Raw genomic sequence first — 20,150 nt, 5'->3', positions numbered from 1 at the left:
CCCTTTCCTTACGCCAGTGAGTGCGCAATGCTACCTTGTTCCCGCGTTTCCGGCAGGTGGCGTGTCTGACATACAATCGCGGGCATGACTGAGCTTGATATTCTCCTCCCATTCGGCCTTCCGCCGGCAGAGCTGGCCGGCGACCTGCTGAAAGAAATGAACGTTCCGGCCCTTGCGATGCTTGTCTCACGTGCAAGGTCGGAAGCCGGACGGCATGAAGTGCTGCAAGATTTCCGCCGCGCGCTGCCGCACGAAACCTGGATTGCGCACCGCTTCGGGCTGGAAGACGATGCAGCGAAGAACGTCAGCCCGCCCGTCGCCGCTGCCTTGATGTCGACGATGCATCTCCCGCCGGAGACAGGCGCCTGGTTTGTCTTGCAACCCGTCCACATCCATGTCGCACGCGACCATCTTGTCCTGACCGACACCCGGCAGCTGGCATTGCCAGAGGACGAGTCGCGCATCCTGTTCGACATCGCCGCCCCGCTGTTCGCCGAAAGCGGAAAACGGCTGTTGTACGGCAACGCGTCCACCTGGTTCGTCGAGTCGGAAGATTGGCGCGAACTGGAAACATCCAGCCCGGATGCCGCGAGCGGCCACAACATCGATATCTGGATGCCGAAGGGCCCCGGCGAGCGCGACTGGCGCAAGGTGCAGAACGAGGTGCAGATGCACTGGTTCAACCACCCGCTGAACGAAAGCCGGGAAGCGCGTCGGCTCAAGCCCGTCAATTCCGTCTGGCTCTGGGGCGGGCCCGCAGTCACGCGCGAAACGCGAAGCGAGTATGCCAAGGCGTTCAACCTTTCCGGCTGGATGCAAGCCTTCCGCGCCTGCGTCCCGGCCCATGCGGATGCCGCCGATGCGGGCGCGATGCTGCCGGCTCTCGGCCAACGCAACATGCTCCTGCTCGACAGCCTGCTCGAACCTGCCTTGTCCAACGACTGGGCGCGCTGGCTGGACGGCATGAAACAACTCGAGGAAAACTGGTTCGCCCCCTTGCTGCACGCCCTCCAATCCGGCAAGCTGGATCAGGTTTCGCTGATCGCCACCCACGACTCGCGCATCTCGCGCTATGCGGCCACGCGCGCATCGCTGCGCAAGTTCTGGGTCAAACCATCTCTGGCAACACTATGTCCGTAACCCGCATCCTTACCCGCAATGTCCCTTTCCGCACCGCGGAGATGCTGCGCCAGCAAGGCGTCCATCCCGTGCTCGCCCGCATCTACGCCGCCCGCGGGTTGGCGGACACGACCGAACTGTCGAGCGAACTCGCCGCGCTGATGGCGCCTTCGGGCATGCTGCACATCGACGCCGCAGCCTCCTATCTCGCCGATGCAATCGGCGCCGGCAAGAAGCTGGCCATCGTCGCCGACTATGACTGCGATGGCGCCACTGCCTGCGCAGTCGCCCTGCGCGGCTTGCGCGCGCTTGGCGCGCGGGTCGACTACATCGTGCCGAACCGCTTTGAGTATGGCTATGGCCTCACGCCGGAAATCGTCGAGCTGACGGTGCGCGAAAAGTCGCCGGACATCATCGTCACCGTTGACAACGGCATCGCCAGCATCGACGGCGTGGCCGAAGCGAAGCAGCGCGGCATCGACGTGGTCGTGACTGACCACCACCTGCCAGGCGACCGTCTCCCCGAAGCGCGCGTGATCGTCAATCCGAATCAACCGTCCTGCGGCTTTCCGAGCAAGAACCTGGCCGGCGTGGGCGTGATGTTCTATGTCTTGCTCGCATTGCGGGCGGAACTGCGCCGGCGCGGCGTGTTCGACGCGCAGACCCAGCCGAAGCTCGACGTGCTGCTCGACCTCGTTGCGCTCGGCACGGTTGCCGACGTGGTCAAGCTCGATGCCAACAACCGCATCCTGGTCGCGCAAGGCCTCAAGCGCATGCGCGCCGGACGCATGCATCCCGGCATTGCCGCCCTCTTCCGCGCCGCCGGCCGCGAGGCGCGGCGCGCCACGCCCTTCGACCTCGGTTTCGCCCTCGGCCCGCGACTGAATGCCGCCGGGCGTCTCGCCGACATGTCGCTCGGCATCGAATGCCTGACGACCGACGACGAAGGCCGCGCATGGGCAATCGCGCAACAGCTCGACGCGATCAACCGCGAGCGGCGCGACATCGAGGCCGGCATGCAGGACACGGCCCTGCTGCACCTCGACAATTTCGAGCCGCACAACCGCACCACGATCAGCGTCTTCGACGAATCCTGGCACCAGGGCGTGATCGGCATCGTCGCATCGCGCCTGAAGGACAAGTTCTACCGGCCCACCATCACCTTTGCGCCGGGCGGCGAAGGCCTGATCAAGGGTTCGGGCCGCTCGATCGCCGGCTTCCATCTGCGCGATGCGCTCGACCTGGTCTCCAAGCACGCCCCGTCTGTCATCCAGAAGTTCGGCGGCCACGCGATGGCGGCCGGCCTGACCATTCGGGCCGATGCCTTCGATGCCTTTGAAAATGCATTCGAGGCAGTCGGCCGCGAATGGCTGACGCAAAACCAGCTGGAACGCGTGATCGAAACCGACGGGCCGCTCGAGGAAGCCTATTTCACGACGCAATTCATCGAGCTGATCGACAGCCAGGTCTGGGGCCAGGGTTTCGCGCCACCGGTGTTCTGCGACGAATTCCGTGTCCTGAGCCAGCGCATCCTCAAGGAAAAACACCTCAAGTTGCAGCTGGAAAAGAACGGCAAGCGCTACGACGCCATCTGGTTCGGCCACATCGACGACCTCCCGGAACGCGCCATCGTTGCCTACCGGCTGGACGCCAACGAATACAACGGCGTGACCCGCGTGCAGTTGATGGTTGAACACGCCCAGGCGGCATAGCTTTTTGCCATCCCGCCGGGCCGCAAATCACCTCTGGCGCCAGTCTTCGCGCCGCCTCAGCCGGGGCGGCGTCGGGTATAATGGCAGGTTTGATTGCAAATGGATCTGCCATGGAAGCCGAACGCCTGAATTCCCTGTCCGCGCTGCTCGCGGACCTCTCCGCCCGCACCGCCGACCTACGGAGGTATCTTTGACTTCGATGTGAAGTCGGAGAAACTCGAGCAAGTCAACGCCGAACTGGAAGACCCCAATGTCTGGAACGACCCGAAACGGGCCCAGGACCTCGGCAAGGAAAAGAAATCGCTGGAAGCGATTGTCCTCACCCTCACCAAGATCGACGCCGACCTCGCCGACGCCCGCGACCTGTTCGCGATGGCGCGCGAAGAGCAGGACGAAGATACGCTGCTCGCCATCGAGCAGGATACCGAAGCGCTCAAGCAAGAGGTCGAAGCAATGGAGTTCCGCCGGATGTTTGCCAATCCGATGGACCCGAACAACTGCTTCATCGACATCCAGGCCGGCGCCGGCGGCACCGAAGCCCAGGACTGGGCGTCCATGCTGCTGCGCCAGTACCTGCGCTATTGCGAACGCAAGGGCTTCAAGACCGAGATCCTGGAACAGTCCGACGGCGAAGTGGCCGGCATCAAGACCGCGTCCATCAAGGTTGAGGGCGAATATGCGTACGGCTTCCTGCGCACCGAAAGCGGCGTGCACCGCCTCGTGCGCAAGTCGCCCTTCGATTCCGCCAACGGCCGCCACACGTCGTTCTCCAGCGTATTCGTCTATCCGGAAGTGGACGAGTCGATCGAGATCGACGTCAATCCGGCCGATGTGCGCACCGATACCTTCCGCGCTTCCGGCGCCGGCGGCCAGCACATCAACAAGACGGACTCGGCGGTGCGCCTGACACACATCCCGTCCGGCATCGTCGTGCAGTGCCAGAACGACCGCAGCCAGCACCGCAACCGCGCCGAAGCGTGGGCGATGCTGAAGTCGCGCCTGTATGAACTCGAACTGCGCAAGCGCATGGCCGAACAGCAGAAGATGGAAGACGCAAAGACCGACATCGGCTGGGGCCACCAGATCCGTTCCTACGTGCTCGACCAGTCGCGTATCAAGGACCTGCGCACCAATCACGAAGTCGGCAACACCAAGGCGGTGCTTGACGGCGACCTCGACGATTTCATCGCTGCCTCGCTCAAGCAGGGCGTATAAGTGCGCATGAGCGCCCATTCCACCATTGAACGCTGAATGTCCATGACCAACCAACACGAACAAATCGCCCCGGCGCAAGACGAAAATTCCATCATCGCCGAGCGCCGCGCCAAGCTGGCCGCGCTGCGCGAGCAGGGCCCGGCCTTCCCCAACGACTTCCGCCCGGAGCACAAGGCTGCCGACCTGCACGCGCAGTACGGCGAGCTCAACAACGAGCAGCTCGAAGCCAAACCGATCAAGGTATCGGTGGCCGGCCGCATGATGCTCAAGCGCGTGATGGGCAAGGCGTCCTTCGCCACCCTGCAGGATGCCTCCGGTCCGAAGTCCAACGGACGCATCCAGCTCTACATCACGAATGACAACGCCGGCGAGGAAACCCACGCCAAGTTCAAGCACTACGACCTCGGCGATATCCTCGGCGCCGAGGGCCTGCTGTTCAAGACCAAGACCGGCGAGCTGTCGATCAAGGTGACCGGCCTGCGCCTGCTGACCAAGTCGCTGCGCCCGCTGCCGGACAAATTCCACGGCCTGAGCGACCAGGAGACCAAGTACCGCCAGCGCTACGTCGACCTGATTACCAGCGAAGAAACGCGCCGCGTGTTCAAGGAGCGTACCGCGGCCATGTCCTCGATGCGTCGCTTCATGGCGGAAAACGGCTTCATGGAAGTCGAGACGCCGATGCTGCATCCGATCCCCGGCGGCGCCGCGGCCAAGCCCTTCATCACCCACCACAATGCGCTCGACATGGAAATGTACCTGCGCATCGCGCCTGAGCTCTACCTCAAGCGCCTGGTGGTCGGCGGTTTCGAGCGCGTGTTCGAGATCAACCGCAACTTCCGCAATGAAGGCGTCTCGCCGCGCCACAATCCGGAATTCACGATGATGGAGTTCTACGCCGCCTACGTGGATTACAAATGGCTGATGGACTTCACCGAAGCGATCATCCGCCAGGCCGCCATCGATTCGCACGGCACCGCACGCCTCACCTACCAGGGACGCGAGCTGGACCTGAGCAAGCCGTTCGAACGCCTGACCATCGTCGGCGCGATCAACAAGTACGCGCCCGGCTACACGAACGAGCAGCTGAACGACGCTGCGTTCCTGCGCCAGGAGCTGAAGAAGTTCGGCGTGGAGCCGCTTGCCAATGCCGGCATCGGCGCGCTGCAACTCGCGCTGTTCGAGGAAACCGCCGAGTCCCAGCTCTGGGACCCGACCTACATCATCGATTACCCGATCGAGGTCTCTCCGCTGGCCCGCGCGTCGGACACCGTGCCCGGCATCACCGAGCGTTTCGAGCTGTTCATCACCGGCCGCGAAATCGCCAACGGTTTCTCGGAGCTGAATGATCCGGAAGACCAGGCTGCACGCTTTCAGGCCCAGGTGGCGGCGAAGGATGCGGGCGATGAAGAAGCCATGTTCTTCGACGCCGACTACATCCGCGCCCTCGAATACGGTCTTCCGCCCACCGGCGGCTGCGGCATCGGCATCGACCGCCTGATGATGCTGATCACGGATTCGCCCAACATCCGCGATGTGATCCTCTTCCCGCACCTGCGCCGCGAAGACTGAAACAGCGTGGCATGCTGACAAGGAGAACGGGACCGGAAACGGTCCCGTTTGTCTTTTCGGCACGACCGGACGCGCATGGTTTTGACAAGCAGCAAACGGCGTTACAAAGCCTTACAGCTGACACATTAATCCCCTATTCTTCGCCCCTCCTTACCTCTGATAATCATCTCCAACGTTACACGGACACGAGTCCGCAACAGGAGGTAAAAATGGAAAACAAACCGTCCACTCGCATTCATCCGCTGGTCGCCGGCGCGGCGATTTCCGTGATGCTGGTCAGCCTGACCGGCGTGGCCGCCATCACCGGCCTGATCCCGAATTCCCACAGCACGGCTGCACCGGCCGCTGCTCCGGTGGCCGCTGCCCCGGCTACGGCAGGCGCACCCGCCGCACTGGTCGACAGCAAGACTGAAGCGAAGACCGCCCTGAAGGAAGAGGAAGAGCCGGCGCCCGCGAAGCGCGCTAGCGCAACGCGCACCGCCCAGGCCGAGCAACCTCGTCCGCGCCGCACCTACAGCGAGCCGGCGCCGAAGGTTGTACAAGCCCCCGCATGCTACAGCTGCGGCCGCGTGGAATCGGTTCAGGCGATCCAGCAGGCGGCACCGGCTAGCGGCGTCGGCATGGTCGCAGGCGCCGTGCTTGGCGGCGTGCTCGGCAACCAGGTCGGCGGCGGCAACGGCCGCAAGATTGCCACGGTGGCCGGCGCGGTCGGTGGCGGCTATGCCGGCAACGAGATCGAAAAGCGTTCCCGCTCCACGACCACCTACCAGGTCCGGGTGCGCATGGAGGGCGGCGAAGTACGCACCTTCCCCTATTCCCAGCAGCCGGCATGGAGCGTCGGCGACCGTGTCCGCGTAGTCGACGGTCAATTGACCTCCCGCGCCTGAGTCCCCCCCGGGCTCACTCCCTGAAGGCGGCCTGGTGCCGCCTTTTTTGTTTCTGCACCGCAGTCCATTCCGGTAACCAAGACTTCCCTTGCACTGCGAGCCCTGCGCCCGCATACTTGCCATTTTTGCATCATCAGGAGACGTCCTTATGACGCACAACGATAATCCGACCGGGGAAGCTCCCGGGGCAACAGCGCACCATGCGGACCCGTTCGATAGCGATCGCAGGGAAACGGAACCGAACATGATCGAGAGCGAGGAACGGTTCCGCCTGATGGCCGATTCCGCGCCTGTCCTGATCTGGATCACCGGTCCCAACCGCGACTATCTCTGGTTCAACCGGATGTGGCTCGACTTCACCGGCCGCGCGCTGGACGACGAACTGGGGAGCGGATGGATCAGCGGCGTGCATCGCGACGACCTGCCGGCCTGCATCAACGCCCACGCGGCGGCCTTCCGTTCACGCCATCCGTTCACCGTCGAATACCGCCTGCGCAGCCGCGACGGCCACTTCCACCACATGCTCGCGCACGGCACGCCGCGCATCTCTCCACTCGGGCGTTTCCTCGGCTATATCGGAACCTGTATCGATATTTCGGAGCGCAAGAAGATGGAAGACGCGCTCCAGCATTCGCGCGAAATGCTGCGGCACCTCGTCTCGCATCAGGAGCGCGTGCGCGAAGACGAGCGCAAGCGCATCGCACGCGAGCTGCATGACGACCTCGGACAAAACTTGCTGGCGCTGCGGATCGACGTAGCGATGCTGCATGAGCGGACCCGGGTGCACCCGCGCTTGAATGAGCGGGTAAGCCTCGCCCTGAGCCACATCGATTCCACCATGAAGGCAGTGCGCGCCGCGATCAACAATCTGCGGCCGACCGTGCTCGACCTCGGCCTCAATGCGGCGATCGATTGGCAGGTGAAGGATTTCCAGCGCAGGAGCGGGATCAGCTGCGAACTGACGATGGAAGACGATATCGTCCTCGACGACGACCGGGCGACAGCCCTGTTCAGGATCCTGCAGGAATCGCTGAACAATGTGCTGCGGCATGCACAGGCAAACAGGGTGCGAATTGCGCTGACGACGGCGGGAGAAAAGCTTTACATGCAAGTTGCCGACAACGGCATCGGGATCTTTCCCGACAGCCGTCGCAAGGCAAACTCGTTCGGACTGGTGGGTATCGAGGAAAGGATCATCGCGCTGGGCGGCGAGCTCGATATCCAGAGCAATGCGAGCAACGGCACGGCGCTGACCGTCTCCATCCCCCTCGATGCCGGCTGCCGGCCGGCGTCCTTTTAGCCGGCTTCTTCTATCCAGGCCGCCTGGATCGCTTCCAGGACCTTTTCGCCGCCACGCTTGTGGTCGTCGTCGAAGTCATCCAGCTCGCACACCCAGTTGTGCAGGTCGGTGAAACGGATCGTCTTCGGGTCGACGTCCGGAAACTTGTCATGCAGCTCTTCCGCAATGCGGGTAACGTCCGTCCATTTCATGGCATCCCCCTTCAGTGTCCTTCGCTGACCTGGTTGATCGTGTACTTCGGGATTTCGATCACGATGTCTTCACGGTCCACCACGGCCTGGCATGAAAGCCGGGAGGTTGCTTCGAGGCCCCATGCCCGGTCGAGCAGGTCTTCTTCCTTTTCCTCGGGATCGCCGAGCGAATCGTAACCTTCCCGGACGACCACGTGGCAAGTCGTGCAGGCGCACGATTTTTCGCATGCGTGCTCGATCTCGATGCCATGTTCAAGCAAGGCATCGCAGACCGACTTGCCGGCCGGCGCTTCGATCACGGCGCCGTCCGGACAAAGGGTGGCATGGGGAAGTACGACGATTTGGGGCACTTGTTTTCCTCGATATTAAGTGATTGATCTGTTCCGGGCTCAGACGACCTGGTCGAGCTTCTTGCCGGCGAGCGCGGAGCGTACGCTGCGGTCCATCCGGCGTGCGGCAAATTCCTCGGTGCCATGCGCCAGCGCCTCCACCGCCGCCTTGATCGCGTCGTGGTCCTCGCCGCCGGCGGTCTGCCGGAGCGTGTCCATCAAGGCGGACACGGTAGCCCTTTCCTCCGCCGACAGCAGGTCGCCGTCGGCATCGAGCGCGGATTGCGTCGCCAGCAGGATACGCTCGGCCTCCACCTGTTCTTCGCGCAGAGCGCGCAGCTTCATGTCGATGTCCGCGGACTGGTAGGAGTCCTGCAGCATCTTCGCGATCTCGTCATCGCCGAGCCCGTAGGAGGGCTTGACGGAGATCGATGCTTCCACGCCCGAGCGCTGCTCGCGTGCGGATACCGACAGCAGGCCGTCCGCATCCACCTGGTAGGTAACGCGGATACGGGCCGCGCCGGCCGCCATCGGCGGAATGCCGCGCAATTCGAAACGGGCCAGGGAACGGCAGTCGCTCACGAGCTCGCGTTCGCCCTGCACGACGTGGATCGCCATGGCTGTCTGGCCGTCCTTGAAGGTGGTGAACTCCTGAGCGCGCGCGCAGGGGATCGTCGAGTTGCGCGGAATGACTTTTTCAACCAGTCCGCCCATGGTCTCGATGCCGAGCGACAGCGGGATGACGTCCAGCAGCAGCCAGTCGTCGCCCGGTGCGCGATTGCCGGCCAGGAGGTTGGCCTGGATGGCCGCGCCGAGCGCAACCACTTTATCCGGGTCGATATTGGCCAGCGGCGTGGTCTGGAAAAACTCGCCCACCGCCTTGCGGATGTGCGGCATGCGGGTGGCGCCGCCGACCAGCACGACGCCGTCGACGTCGTCCGGGCTCAGGCCGGCGTCGCGAAGCGCCTTCCTGGTCGGCGTGATCGTCTTGTTCACGAGGTGTTGCGTGATCTGCGCGAACGTCGCGGCGGTGATGGTGAGATGCACCTCTTCCCCGGAATTAAGCACGGCGTCGATATGGGTCTCCGCCTGCGTGGACAGCAATTCCTTCACTTCGCGTGCCTTCACCATCAGGATGCGCATGTCCTTTTCCGACAGCGGAGCGAGGTTGGCCTGTTCGATCATCCAGCACAGCAGACGGTGGTCGAAGTCGTCACCACCGAGGGCGGAATCGCCGCCGGTTGCCAGCACCTCGAACACGCCCTTGGTGAGCTTGAGGATGGAGATGTCGAAGGTGCCGCCGCCAAGGTCATACACCGCGTACACGCCTTCCGAGCCGTGGTCGAGACCGTAGGCGATGGCCGCCGCGGTCGGCTCGTTCAGCAACCGCAGCACATTCAATCCCGCGAGCTTTGCCGCATCCTTGGTCGCCTGCCGCTGGGCGTCGTCAAAGTAAGCGGGCACGGTGATGACCGCGCCGACCAGTTCGTCGCCCAGCGCATCCTCTGCCTGCTGGCGCAGGGTGGCGAGGATCTCCGCCGACACTTCCACCGGGCTCTTCACGCCGGCGACCGTCTTCAGCTGCACCATGCCGGGCGCATCGACGAAGTCATACGGCAGGTTCTCGGCGTAGGCGATGTCCTTCAGGCCGCGGCCCATGAAGCGCTTGACCGAGACGATCGTGTTCTTCGGGTCCGTGGTCTGCGCCGCCTGAGCCTTGTAACCGATGTGCGCGTTGCCATTGGGGAGGTAGCGCACGATGGAAGGAAGCAGTGACCTGCCCTCCTCGTCGACCAGGACCTCGGGGATGCTGCTGCGTACCGTCGCAACCAGCGAATTCGTCGTCCCCAGGTCAATGCCCACGGCCAGCCTGTGCTGGTGCGGCGCGGTGGACATGCCGGGTTCGGAAATTTGGAGTAGCGCCATATGTCGTCTTCAGTCAGTCGACGCGGCCGCCTGTGAATCCCCCGGCCGCGTTTCCTTTCAATATTCTTTTTGTCAGCCTTCCAGCTTTTCGAAAACCGCGTGCACTTCGTTCCCGAATTTTTCCAGGAACATCAACTGCCGCACGCCTTTCGCCGCCGCCTCGAAATCCCTTGCGTCCAGCCACGCGCCGATCTGGTCCAGCTCGGCCAGACGCACCTTGCGCAGCTCGGCCTCGAGGCTTTCCAGCGCGCCGATGTCACGCGTCGCCTTGGCCTCTTCGAGCGCCTCGCGCCATTCCATCTGCTGCATCAGGAATTCGCGCGGCATGGCGGTGTTCGACTCGGTCTGCAGGTCGATCCCGTTCAGCTCGCACAGGTAGGCAGCGCGCTTGAACGGACTCTTGAGCGTCTGGTACGCCTCGTTCGCGCGCGTCGCCCATTGCATGGCGACCCGCTTTTCGGTGTCGGTCGCATTCGTGAACTTGTCCGGGTGGACGCGGTTCTGCACTTCGCGATACGCCTTGTCCAGCGCTCCCGGATCGATGTCGAAGCGTTGCGGCAACTGGAACAGCTCGAAGTGGTTTTGCATGGTCATCTAAAACAAAAGCCTGTCGATACTTCAAACAGGCTTGGGATGCGATACGTATTCCCCGGGCCCATCAAGGGGCAAGCCGGAGCCGGTCAGATACGGAAGCTTTCGCCGCAGCCGCACTCGTCCTTCACGTTGGGATTGTTGAACCTGAAGCCTTCATTCAAGCCTTCACGCGCAAAATCCAGCTCGGTGCCGTCGATGTAAGGGAGACTCTTCGGATCGACGAACACCTTCACGCCGTGCGACTCGAACACCGCATCGTCGGGCGCGCTATCGTCGACGTACTCGAGCTTGTAGGCCATGCCCGAACAGCCGGTCGTGCGCACGCCGAAACGCAGGCCGATGCCCTTGCCTCGCCGTTCGATATAACGGTTGATATGCTTTGCCGCTTTTTCAGTCAGTGTGATTGCCATACGCTATTTCTCACAATGGCCCGGCGCCGGCCGGGCATACAAATCAGGCTGCTTCCGTCGACTCCGCACCGTGCTTGGCCTTGTAATCCTGCACAGCAGCCTTGATCGCATCCTCGGCGAGGATCGAGCAGTGGATCTTCACCGGGGGCAGCGCCAGCTCTTCCGCGATCTGCGTGTTCTTGATCGTCATCGCCTCGTCGAGCGTCTTGCCCTTGACCCATTCGGTCACCAGGGACGACGAAGCGATCGCCGAGCCGCAGCCGTAGGTCTTGAACTTCGCATCTTCGATCACGCCGCCGGCGCCGACCTTGATCTGCAGCTTCATCACGTCGCCGCATGCCGGTGCGCCGACCATGCCGGTGCCTACCGACTCGTCGCCCTTCTCGAAGGAGCCGACGTTGCGCGGGTTTTCATAGTGGTCGAGAACTTTTTCCGAGTAAGACATGTTGATACTCCTTTAGCTTGTCCGGCCGCTCAGTGTGCGGCCCACTGGATGGAATTGAGGTCGATGCCGTCCTTGTACATTTCCCACAGCGGCGACAGTTCACGCAGCTTGGCAACCTTGGTCTTGATCAGGTTGATGGTGAAGTCGATGTCTTCCTCCGTGGTGAAACGGCCGATCGTGAAGCGGATCGAGCTGTGCGCCAGTTCGTCGCTGCGGCCGAGCGCGCGCAGCACGTACGACGGCTCCAGGCTGGCCGAGGTGCAGGCCGAGCCGGAAGACACCGCGATGTCCTTGATCGCCATGATCAGCGACTCGCCTTCGACGTAATTGAAGCTGACGTTCAGGTTGTGCGGAACGCGATGATCCATGTCGCCATTGACATAGACCTCTTCGATCTCGGTCAGCCCCTTCGCGAGGCGGTCGCGCAGCGCCTTGACGCGCGCGATCTCGGTGTCCATCTCTTCCTTTGCGATGCGGAACGCTTCGCCCATGCCCACGATCTGGTGGGTCGGCAGGGTGCCCGAGCGCAGGCCGCGCTCATGGCCGCCGCCGTGCATCTGCGGCTCGATGCGCACGCGCGGCTTGCGGCGCACGTACAGCGCGCCGATGCCCTTCGGGCCGTAAGTCTTGTGCGCGGTGAAGGTCATCAGGTCGACCTTCCACTTTTCGAGGTCGATGTGCACCTTGCCGGTCGCCTGCGCGGCGTCGCAATGGAAAATGATGCCCTTGGAACGGCACAGCTCGCCGATTTCCGGCACCGGCTGGATCACGCCGATTTCATTGTTGACCAGCATCACGGACACGAGGATGGTGTCCGGACGGATCGCTTCCTCGATCTGCTGCAGCGTGACCAGGCCGTTGTCCTGCGGCTGCAGGTAGGTAGCCTCGAAACCCTGGCGCTCCAGTTCACGCACGGTATCCAGCACAGCCTTGTGCTCGGTCTTGACCGTGATGATGTGCTTGCCCTTGGTCTTGTAAAAGTTGGCGGCGCCTTTCAGTGCAAGGTTGTTGCCTTCGGTCGCGCCGGACGTCCAGATGATTTCGCGCGGATCGGCATTGACCAGCGCGGCGACATGCGCGCGGGCTTCCTCGACGGCCTTTTCCGCTTCCCAGCCATACATGTGGCTGCGCGAGGCCGGGTTGCCGAACTGCTCGCGCAGGTAGGGAATCATCTTGTCGGCGACGCGCGGGTCGATGGGCGTGGTCGCCGAGTAATCCATGTAGATCGGGAAATGGGGCGCCTTGATCGTGTCTACCAGGCTTTTTTCCAGAGGGGCGTTCATACGGTCACTTACTCCAATCAAGCTGCTACGTGGGGACGGGGTACCACCACCACATTGTGTTCGGCGTTCTTTTGCCGCTGCTGGTCCACGAGGTCCTTCAGCGACACGGAATCCAGGTATTCGACCATCTTGGCGTTCAAGGTCGCCCACAGGTCATGCGTCATGCACCGCGAACCGTGCTCGTGGCCGCTGCCGTGGCAGTTTTCCTTGCCGCCGCATTGCGTCGCATCGAGCGGCTCGTCGACGGCGATGATGATGTCGGCGACCGTCACGTCTTCCGCGCGGCGTGCAAGCGTGTAACCACCGCCCGGGCCGCGCACCGATTCCACAATCTCATGGCGGCGCAGCTTGCCGAACAACTGTTCGAGGTAGGACAGGGAAATCTCCTGTCGCTGGCTGATCGCGGACAATGTAACGGGCCCCTTGTCCTGGCGCATTGCGAGGTCAATCATCGCAGTCACTGCAAAACGGCCCTTGGTGGTCAGACGCATAGACTTCAACTCCGATAGGAAACTTGTCCAGGTTCACTTGAATATCCCCGATTCCCGAAGATTTTGGTCAAGTATATCAAAGTTGAGTGTTTTTGTCAGGTATTGGGTCCGGCCGCGCTCGGCACGGCGGGCGGAAAGATTTGCTGCGATGCAACGGCATTATTTCACATTTCGCACCGCGGCATCGGAGGCGGGTTATTGCATCTTCAGGCGCATGAACATCATGTAGGCGACTGGCCCGGAGCCGTACGACAAGGCCATGCTGGAGGGGACGAAGTGGCGGGTTACGTAGACGCCGGCATCCATGCGCAGCGCCGGGGTCAGCTGCAGGTCCTGCGAATAGCCGACGGTGAGCTTGTTCATCATGAACAACTGCCGCTGCATGGATTCATTCTCGCGAGCGAGTTCGTCGCTGCCCACCTGCTCGACGCGTCCGAACAGGGAATGCACGCCGTTGAACCGGAACGCGGATTCCACCAGGTAGCCGACGGTGGATTCACGGAATTTCCGGGAGTTGCGCCCCCAGGCGAACGTCGTCTGCCAGTCGCCGTCGGCATAGGAGCGCTGATAGGTTGCGGAAATAGCGGTGCGCCTTACCGCCTCTCCGGCGACAAGACTGTCGAGGCCGGTGACGCTTCCGCGGCTCAGACGCATGACCCAGTTCGTCGCCGGCGAGAACGACAAGCGGGCAGAACGCGAATCGAGTTTCCTGATCTCCCGCTCGCCGGGCATCCGGCTGGCATCGCGGCTGGTGAATGCCGCGCCCTCGAGCGTCAGGTCGCGCCATGCATGGCCGACGACGAAGGTGCGTGCAATGCCGTGGTCTGAACCCAGCCATCGCTCGGCGGAAAGCATCGCGCGGGTGTCGATTCCCGTTTGCCGCTCGATAAAAGCAGCGGACGCCATCACCGGGACGGCCTGCACGCCCGCCGCGGCGACCATGCCGCCGATCGGCGTTTCACGATAGGCGGAGAAGTAGCTGGCCTGAGAATAATCGAGAACCGTGCGCGGCACCGCGCCGCGCCGCGGCTGCTCTTCCTGCCCGCCCATTTCGGCAAGCAGGACGCGCGGGGCTTCCCGGGACAGATGATTCGACGCTACGGGCGCCTCGCCGAAAGCGTCGCCGTATGCCCCGTCCAGCCCGGAAACCTGGGCGAACGTTGTACCTGCAATTAGCCATCCAACCGCTGCAAAAGCCGACCTTATCGCGTCCATGACAATGCCCGACTCGCTGATGCACTCATGCGGACTATATGCAAGCTCCGTACCAATGTTGCATTCGGCTATCCTCGCGCCTGCCGGCGTCAAAGCGGCAAACGACCGCGTATTTTTGCTCTGTGCAGTGTGGTAGTTTTTACAACCGAAAATTGACGACACGGGCCGGGAAGGCCCATGCGTTTGAATGTGCATTGAGTTTGGTATGGGACCTGCGCCCGAGCTCGGCTACCAGGCCCTCATCGCCCGTTACCGCACTGAGCAGCCCCTTGCAGGCATCCTCGATCGCATCGAGGACGTAATCGAAATCCTTCGCGTTGCGGTAGTACGGATCGTGCACGATGGTGGCACGCCGCGACTGCGCATAGGGCATCAGCAAGCCCATCTTTTGCTCGCATGCCGGCGGGCACCAGGCCTGCAAGGCGGCAAGATTGTTGTAATCCATGGCGAGGACAAAGTTGAAGCGGTCGAAATCCTCCACTGTGACCTGGCGTGCGCGCAGGCCGGAAATATCGTAGCCGCGCCGCCGTGCCGCCGCCTGAGCGCGGGGGTCGGGGGCTTCGCCGACGTGGTAATCATGCGTGCCGGCGGAATCGACAAAAATGCTGTCCGACAAACCCAACTCCTCGACATACCTGCGCATCACGCCCTCAGCGGTGGGTGAGCGGCAGATGTTCCCCATGCAGACAAAGAGGATCGAGGTTTTTTCTTTAGGAATCATGGGTTTATCTCACTGTTCGACGACTTGAACAGGCACCCCTACAGCATTGCACTACTTATAAAACAATGACTTACAACGATGTTCCGGAGGGCCTTGCGCCACTTATCGCACGAAGGCCACGGGGGGACTTAGATATTCGTCAATGTTTCTATCTGCAATGAATTATTGCCTTTATGTCACTGCGCCGGACGTTTGAGCAAGAGCTCCATTGGCCGGAACAGCGACTGCATGGTCGGGTTCACGATGAACGTCAGGTTGTAAGGATGCTCGGACACCGCCCGCGGGAAAGTCCCGGCAATGTCGAGCGCCTTCAACTGCTCCGCGATTTTCCCCCACAGCACGAGCCTGGGCGCCTCGACGCCCCTTTCCATGGCGGCGGAAGCAAGCGCCTGCAGCACGGTTTCCAGGAACGGCAGCCAGGCCTTCGCATCCTTGGCCGGCGCCACATGCGGACGAAAAACCAGGGAGGCATTCAACAGCAGAAAGCCGTGCGCCGTGAGGTTGGCCTGCAGCTCGGTCAGGGTCTGAATGAAGGGCGAACCGATCGCGCGCGCCCGCAAGGAGACATGCGCCAGCGCATCGCCCGATGTTTCGCCTTCACTCACGATACCGGCTGCAACCAGCAGCATTTTCATGAAATTCCGCAGCGAGGTGGCCTTGTTGACCTGCTTCGACAAGCCTTTTTCGGACCAGAGCGATTCCACCGCGCCATCCATGAAGCACACCCCGGTCGCGCTTTGTTCGCGCGGGTACGGCCCCTCCCCCACCAATACGTAGCGGACATTCTGCAAAGGTTGCATGAAGGCGGCAAAGATCCGGCCCTCGGTCGGCAGGTAGGTATCTGCCGCGAGGGCGGGAAGATAGGCGGGATCGGCGGTGTGCACCGCGTCCAGCCCGCGCATCAGGATGGGGCGCCAGGAGGGATCGGCGAGATTGAGCGCATCGAGAATGGCTTGCGGAAGGGCGGCGGACATGTTCGTTCAGGAGCGGAAAAGAACGGATTGTACCGTTAGCCCGACCGCTCCCGTCAGTCATTCCCGCGAATGCGGGAATCCAGCGCCGTTACCGGAGAAAGACACTGGGTTCCCGCGTTCGCGGGAACGACGGAGAAGTGCTGCGATTTCCGTCCTACTTGCCCGATATCGACACCACGTTATCCAGCCCCGGCGCACCGAACAACTGCTGCTTCAGCGTATGCAGTTGATCCCGCACCTGTGCCGCCTTTTCGAACTCCAGGTTCTTCGCATGTTCGACCATGAGCTTTTCGAGACGCTTGATTTCCTTGCTCACCTGCTTTTCGCTCATGGACTCGTACTTCGCCTGCTCCTGCGCGACCAGCAGTTCGGCCTTCGCCTCCTGCGGGCTGTAGACGCCGTCGATCAGGTCGCGAATCTCCTTCTTCACGCCGGCCGGGGTAATGTTGTTCGCCTTGTTGAAGGCCACCTGCTTGGCGCGTCGGCGCTCGGTCTCGTCGATCGCGCGCTTCATGGAATCGGTGACACGATCCGCATAGAGAATCGCGGTCCCGTTCAGGTTACGCGCCGCGCGGCCGATGGTCTGGATGAGACTGCGTTCGGAACGCAGAAAGCCTTCCTTGTCCGCATCCAGGATCGCCACCAGCGACACTTCCGGAATATCCAGGCCCTCACGCAGCAGGTTGATGCCGACCAGCACATCGAAGGTACCCAGGCGCAGGTCGCGGATGATTTCCACCCGCTCCACCGTATCGATATCGCTGTGCAGGTAACGTACCTTCACCCCGTTATCGCCGAGGAACTCCGTCAACTGCTCGGCCATGCGCTTGGTGAGCGTGGTCACCAGCACGCGCTCGTTCTTCTTCACCCGCTCGGTGATTTCGGACATCAGGTCGTCGACCTGCGTGCTTGCCGGCTTCACCTTGATCACCGGATCCACCAGTCCGGTCGGGCGCACGACCTGCTCCACGACCTGCCCGGCGTGCTTGCCCTCATATTCCGCAGGCGTCGCCGAGACGAACACCGTCTGGCGCATCTTGGCTTCGAATTCCTCGAACTTCAGCGGCCGGTTGTCCAGCGCGGACGGCAAGCGGAAACCGTAATCCACGAGGTTGACCTTGCGTGCGCGGTCGCCGTTGTACATGCCGTTGAGCTGCCCCAGCAGCACGTGCGACTCGTCGAGGAACATGACCGCATCCTGCGGCAGGTAATCCACCAGCGTCGGCGGCGGCTCGCCGGGCTTGGCGCCCGACAGATGGCGCGAATAGTTCTCGATGCCCTTGGTGAAACCCAGCTCCTGCATCATCTCCAGGTCGAAGCGCGTCCGCTGCTCCAACCGCTGTTCCTCGATCAGCTTGTTCTCCTTGCGGAAGAACTCCAGGCGCTCGCGCAATTCTGCCTTGATGCTCTCGATCGCGCGCAGCACGGTCGAACGCGGCGTCACGTAATGCGAACCCGGATAGATCGTAAAGCGCGGAATCTTCTGGCGCACGCGCCCGGTCAGCGGATCGAACAGCTGCAGGCTTTCGATCTCGTCATCGAAAGTCTCGATGCGCAGCGCCAGTTCCGCGTGTTCCGCCGGGAACACGTCGATCGTGTCGCCGCGCACACGGAAGGTACCGCGCCCGAAGTCCACTTCATTGCGCGTGTACTGCATCTGGATCAACCGCGCGATCACATCCCGCTGGCTCACCTTGTCCTTGGCGCGCAACGTCAGGATCATCTGGTGGTATTCGTTCGGATTACCGATACCGTAGATCGCCGAAACCGTGGCAACAATGACCACATCGCGCCGCTCCATCAGCGACTTCGTGCACGACAGGCGCATCTGCTCGATGTGCTCGTTGATGGACGAATCCTTCTCGATGAACAGGTCACGCTGCGGAACGTAGGCTTCCGGCTGGTAGTAGTCGTAGTAGCTGACGAAGTACTCGACGGCGTTGTGTGGGAAAAACTCACGGAACTCGCTGTACAACTGCGCGGCCAGCGTCTTGTTCGGCGCGAACACGATGGCCGGACGACCGAGGCGCGCGATGACGTTGGCCATCGTGTAAGTCTTGCCGGAACCGGTCACCCCCAGCAGGGTCTGAAAGGACAGACCGTCCTCGATGCCCTCGACCAATTTGCCGATCGCATCCGGCTGGTCGCCTGCAGGCGGAAACGGCTGGTACAACCGGTACGGCGAGTCCGGAAAAGTGACGATCTTGGATTCGTCGATGGTGCTTGATACCTGGGATAAATCTGCCATCTGCATTCGACCTTTGGTAGAATAATAAGTTGCACCTCGGTTCCAATCTTCTTGCTCGGAACTGACTACAACCGGCCTGCAAAAGCCCGCTTTTACAGTCAACTTTTCATGTTATCACGATGAGCCAATCCCATCCCGCCACCCTGCTGTCCGCCATCGAAATGGCGCCGCGCGACCCCATCCTCGGTATCACCGAAGCCTTCAACGCCGACAAGAACCCCAACAAGGTCAACCTCGGCGTCGGCGTTTATTACGATGACAACGGCAAGGTGCCGCTGCTCGAATGCGTGCGCAAGGCCGAGACGCAACTGATGGAAAAGGCAAGTCCCCGCACCTACCTGCCGATCGAAGGCCTCGCAGCCTACGACAAGGCGGTGCAGGAACTGGTATTTGGCGCCGACAGCGCCGTTGTTCAAGAGAAGCGCGCCATCACCGTGCAAGCCCTCGGCGGCACCGGCGCCCTCAAGCTCGGCGCAGACTTCCTCAAGCGCTTCTCGCCGAACTCCCAAGTCTGGATCAGCGACCCGAGCTGGGAAAACCATCGCGCCCTGTTCGAATCCGCCGGTTTCACCGTCAACAACTACCCGTACTACGACGCAGCCACCCGCGGCGTCAACTTCAACGGCATGCTCGCCGCACTGAAGGAAATGCCGGCCGGCGCCGTCGTCGTCCTGCACGCCTGCTGCCACAACCCGACCGGCGCGGACCTGACGGAATCGCAATGGACCGACGTCATCAAGGTCGTCACCGAGCGCGGCCTGATCCCCTTCCTCGACATGGCCTACCAGGGCTTCGGCGACGGCATCGCGGAAGACGGCAAGGTCGTGCGCCGCTTCGCTGATGCAGGCGGCCCGCTGTTCGTCTCCAACTCCTTCTCCAAGTCGTTCTCGCTCTACGGCGAGCGCGTCGGCGCCCTCAGCATCGTCGCCGCCAGCGCGGAAGAAGCAGGCCGCGTGCTGTCGCAACTGAAGCGCGTCGTCCGCACCAACTACTCCAACCCTCCGATCCACGGCAGCCAGGTTGTCGCCACCGTCCTCTCCACGCCCGAACTGCGCAAGCAATGGGAAGAAGAACTGGCCGGCATGCGCGTGCGCATCCGTGAAATGCGCCAGGCACTGGTGGAGAAACTGAAAGCCAAGGCCCCGGGCCAGGATTTCGACTTCGTCATCAAGCAGCGCGGCATGTTCTCCTACTCTGGTCTGACCAAGCCCCAGGTAGAGCGCCTGCGCAGCGAGTTCTCCGTCTACGCCGTAGACACCGGCCGCATCTGCGTCGCCGCGCTGAACTCGCGCAACATCGACGCTGTTGTCGATGCGATCGGCAAGGTGCTGTAAGAATCCGTGCAACGGGTGAATTGATGTGAATGCAATTCACCCAATTTCTGCTCGGAAAATTTGACACGAATAAAAAGATGCGCCTATAATAGCGGCTCAGCTGTTCCCTGATAGCTCAGTCGGTAGAGCGACGGACTGTTAATCCGCAGGTCCCTGGTTCGAGTCCAGGTCGGGGAGCCAAGTATTC

General features: G+C 62.2%; 18 protein-coding genes, 1 tRNA gene and 1 pseudogene. 8 read left to right on the top strand and 12 right to left on the bottom strand.

What is annotated here, in order from left to right; genetic code table 11:
• The first annotated feature begins 84 nt into the window (after window positions 1–84).
• From VFF99_RS10880 to VFF99_RS10855, 6 genes are all read left to right on the top strand, one after another.
• The gene (locus tag VFF99_RS10880) at window positions 85–1,140 is read left to right on the top strand and encodes a hypothetical protein (RefSeq protein WP_325017749.1); all 1,056 of its coding nucleotides are present in this window, start codon (window positions 85–87) and stop codon (window positions 1,138–1,140) included.
• A complete protein-coding gene (gene recJ, locus VFF99_RS10875) occupies window positions 1,131–2,831 on the top strand; it encodes a single-stranded-DNA-specific exonuclease RecJ (protein WP_325017747.1) in 1,701 nt (566 codons plus the stop codon). The genes VFF99_RS10880 and recJ overlap by 10 nt, the downstream gene beginning before the upstream one ends.
• A 110-nt stretch (window positions 2,832–2,941) precedes the next feature.
• Window positions 2,942–4,046 (top strand): peptide chain release factor 2 gene (prfB, locus tag VFF99_RS10870; RefSeq protein WP_325017744.1). Its coding sequence is split into 2 segments (ribosomal slippage): window positions 2,942–3,022 and window positions 3,024–4,046, totalling 1,104 coding nucleotides; the frame shifts between segments, so codons are not numbered across the junction.
• Window positions 4,047–4,088: 42 nt separating this feature from the next.
• Window positions 4,089–5,615, top strand: a complete 1,527-nt coding sequence (gene lysS / locus VFF99_RS10865) for a lysine--tRNA ligase (protein ID WP_325017742.1) — start codon at window positions 4,089–4,091, stop codon at window positions 5,613–5,615.
• A gap of 209 nt (window positions 5,616–5,824) precedes the next feature.
• A complete protein-coding gene (locus VFF99_RS10860) occupies window positions 5,825–6,502 on the top strand; it encodes a glycine zipper 2TM domain-containing protein (protein WP_325017740.1) in 678 nt (225 codons plus the stop codon).
• A 148-nt stretch (window positions 6,503–6,650) separates the two neighbouring features.
• Window positions 6,651–7,802: a PAS domain-containing sensor histidine kinase gene (locus VFF99_RS10855; RefSeq protein ID WP_325017738.1), complete on the top strand. Its 1,152-nt coding sequence runs from the start codon at window positions 6,651–6,653 to the stop codon at window positions 7,800–7,802.
• On the opposite strand, the gene iscX is transcribed toward VFF99_RS10855, so the two are convergent.
• From iscX to uvrB, 12 genes and pseudogenes are all read right to left on the bottom strand, one after another.
• Complete coding sequence (iscX, locus tag VFF99_RS10850) at window positions 7,799–7,993, bottom strand: Fe-S cluster assembly protein IscX (RefSeq protein WP_325017736.1); 195 nt, start codon at window positions 7,991–7,993, stop codon at window positions 7,799–7,801. The two genes, VFF99_RS10855 and iscX, sit on opposite strands and share 4 nt — an antisense overlap.
• Before the next feature lie 11 nt (window positions 7,994–8,004).
• Window positions 8,005–8,343: an ISC system 2Fe-2S type ferredoxin gene (gene fdx, locus VFF99_RS10845; RefSeq protein ID WP_325017734.1), complete on the bottom strand. Its 339-nt coding sequence runs from the start codon at window positions 8,341–8,343 to the stop codon at window positions 8,005–8,007.
• Window positions 8,344–8,382: 39 nt separating this feature from the next.
• Window positions 8,383–10,248, bottom strand: a complete 1,866-nt coding sequence (gene hscA / locus VFF99_RS10840) for a Fe-S protein assembly chaperone HscA (RefSeq protein WP_325017732.1) — start codon at window positions 10,246–10,248, stop codon at window positions 8,383–8,385.
• A gap of 72 nt (window positions 10,249–10,320) precedes the next feature.
• Window positions 10,321–10,836: a Fe-S protein assembly co-chaperone HscB gene (gene hscB, locus VFF99_RS10835; RefSeq protein ID WP_325017766.1), complete on the bottom strand. Its 516-nt coding sequence runs from the start codon at window positions 10,834–10,836 to the stop codon at window positions 10,321–10,323.
• A 92-nt stretch (window positions 10,837–10,928) separates the two neighbouring features.
• Entirely contained in the window at window positions 10,929–11,252 is a 324-nt protein-coding gene (gene iscA, locus VFF99_RS10830; protein ID WP_325017731.1) for an iron-sulfur cluster assembly protein IscA, read from the bottom strand.
• A gap of 43 nt (window positions 11,253–11,295) precedes the next feature.
• Window positions 11,296–11,697 carry a Fe-S cluster assembly scaffold IscU gene (gene iscU, locus VFF99_RS10825; protein ID WP_325017729.1) on the bottom strand — a complete coding sequence of 134 codons (402 nt, stop codon included), beginning with the start codon at window positions 11,695–11,697 and terminating at the stop codon, window positions 11,296–11,298.
• Window positions 11,698–11,726: 29 nt separating this feature from the next.
• Entirely contained in the window at window positions 11,727–12,980 is a 1,254-nt protein-coding gene (locus VFF99_RS10820; RefSeq protein ID WP_325017727.1) for an IscS subfamily cysteine desulfurase, read from the bottom strand.
• A gap of 17 nt (window positions 12,981–12,997) precedes the next feature.
• Window positions 12,998–13,471 (bottom strand): Fe-S cluster assembly transcriptional regulator IscR, encoded by a 474-nt coding sequence (gene iscR, locus VFF99_RS10815; protein ID WP_325017725.1) that lies wholly within the window; start codon window positions 13,469–13,471, stop codon window positions 12,998–13,000.
• A gap of 195 nt (window positions 13,472–13,666) precedes the next feature.
• A complete protein-coding gene (locus VFF99_RS10810; protein ID WP_325017723.1) occupies window positions 13,667–14,686 on the bottom strand; it encodes a hypothetical protein in 1,020 nt (339 codons plus the stop codon).
• A 250-nt stretch (window positions 14,687–14,936) separates the two neighbouring features.
• Window positions 14,937–15,407: pseudogene (locus VFF99_RS10805) on the bottom strand (low molecular weight protein-tyrosine-phosphatase); the annotation flags it as partial.
• A 176-nt stretch (window positions 15,408–15,583) separates the two neighbouring features.
• Window positions 15,584–16,381 (bottom strand): uracil-DNA glycosylase, encoded by a 798-nt coding sequence (locus VFF99_RS10800; protein ID WP_325017719.1) that lies wholly within the window; start codon window positions 16,379–16,381, stop codon window positions 15,584–15,586.
• A gap of 154 nt (window positions 16,382–16,535) precedes the next feature.
• Window positions 16,536–18,629: an excinuclease ABC subunit UvrB gene (gene uvrB, locus VFF99_RS10795; protein ID WP_325017717.1), complete on the bottom strand. Its 2,094-nt coding sequence runs from the start codon at window positions 18,627–18,629 to the stop codon at window positions 16,536–16,538.
• A gap of 119 nt (window positions 18,630–18,748) precedes the next feature.
• Between uvrB and VFF99_RS10790 the strand changes: the two genes are divergently transcribed.
• Entirely contained in the window at window positions 18,749–19,963 is a 1,215-nt protein-coding gene (locus VFF99_RS10790; protein ID WP_325017715.1) for an amino acid aminotransferase, read from the top strand.
• 104 nt (window positions 19,964–20,067) lie between these two features.
• A tRNA-Asn gene (locus tag VFF99_RS10785) sits at window positions 20,068–20,143 on the top strand.
• Window positions 20,144–20,150: the final 7 nt, after the last annotated feature.

The sequence above is a fragment of the Noviherbaspirillum sp. genome, assembly GCF_035654295.1.
Lineage (GTDB): Bacteria > Pseudomonadota > Gammaproteobacteria > Burkholderiales > Burkholderiaceae_D > Noviherbaspirillum.
This window is presented reverse-complemented; position numbering and strand designations above follow the sequence as displayed.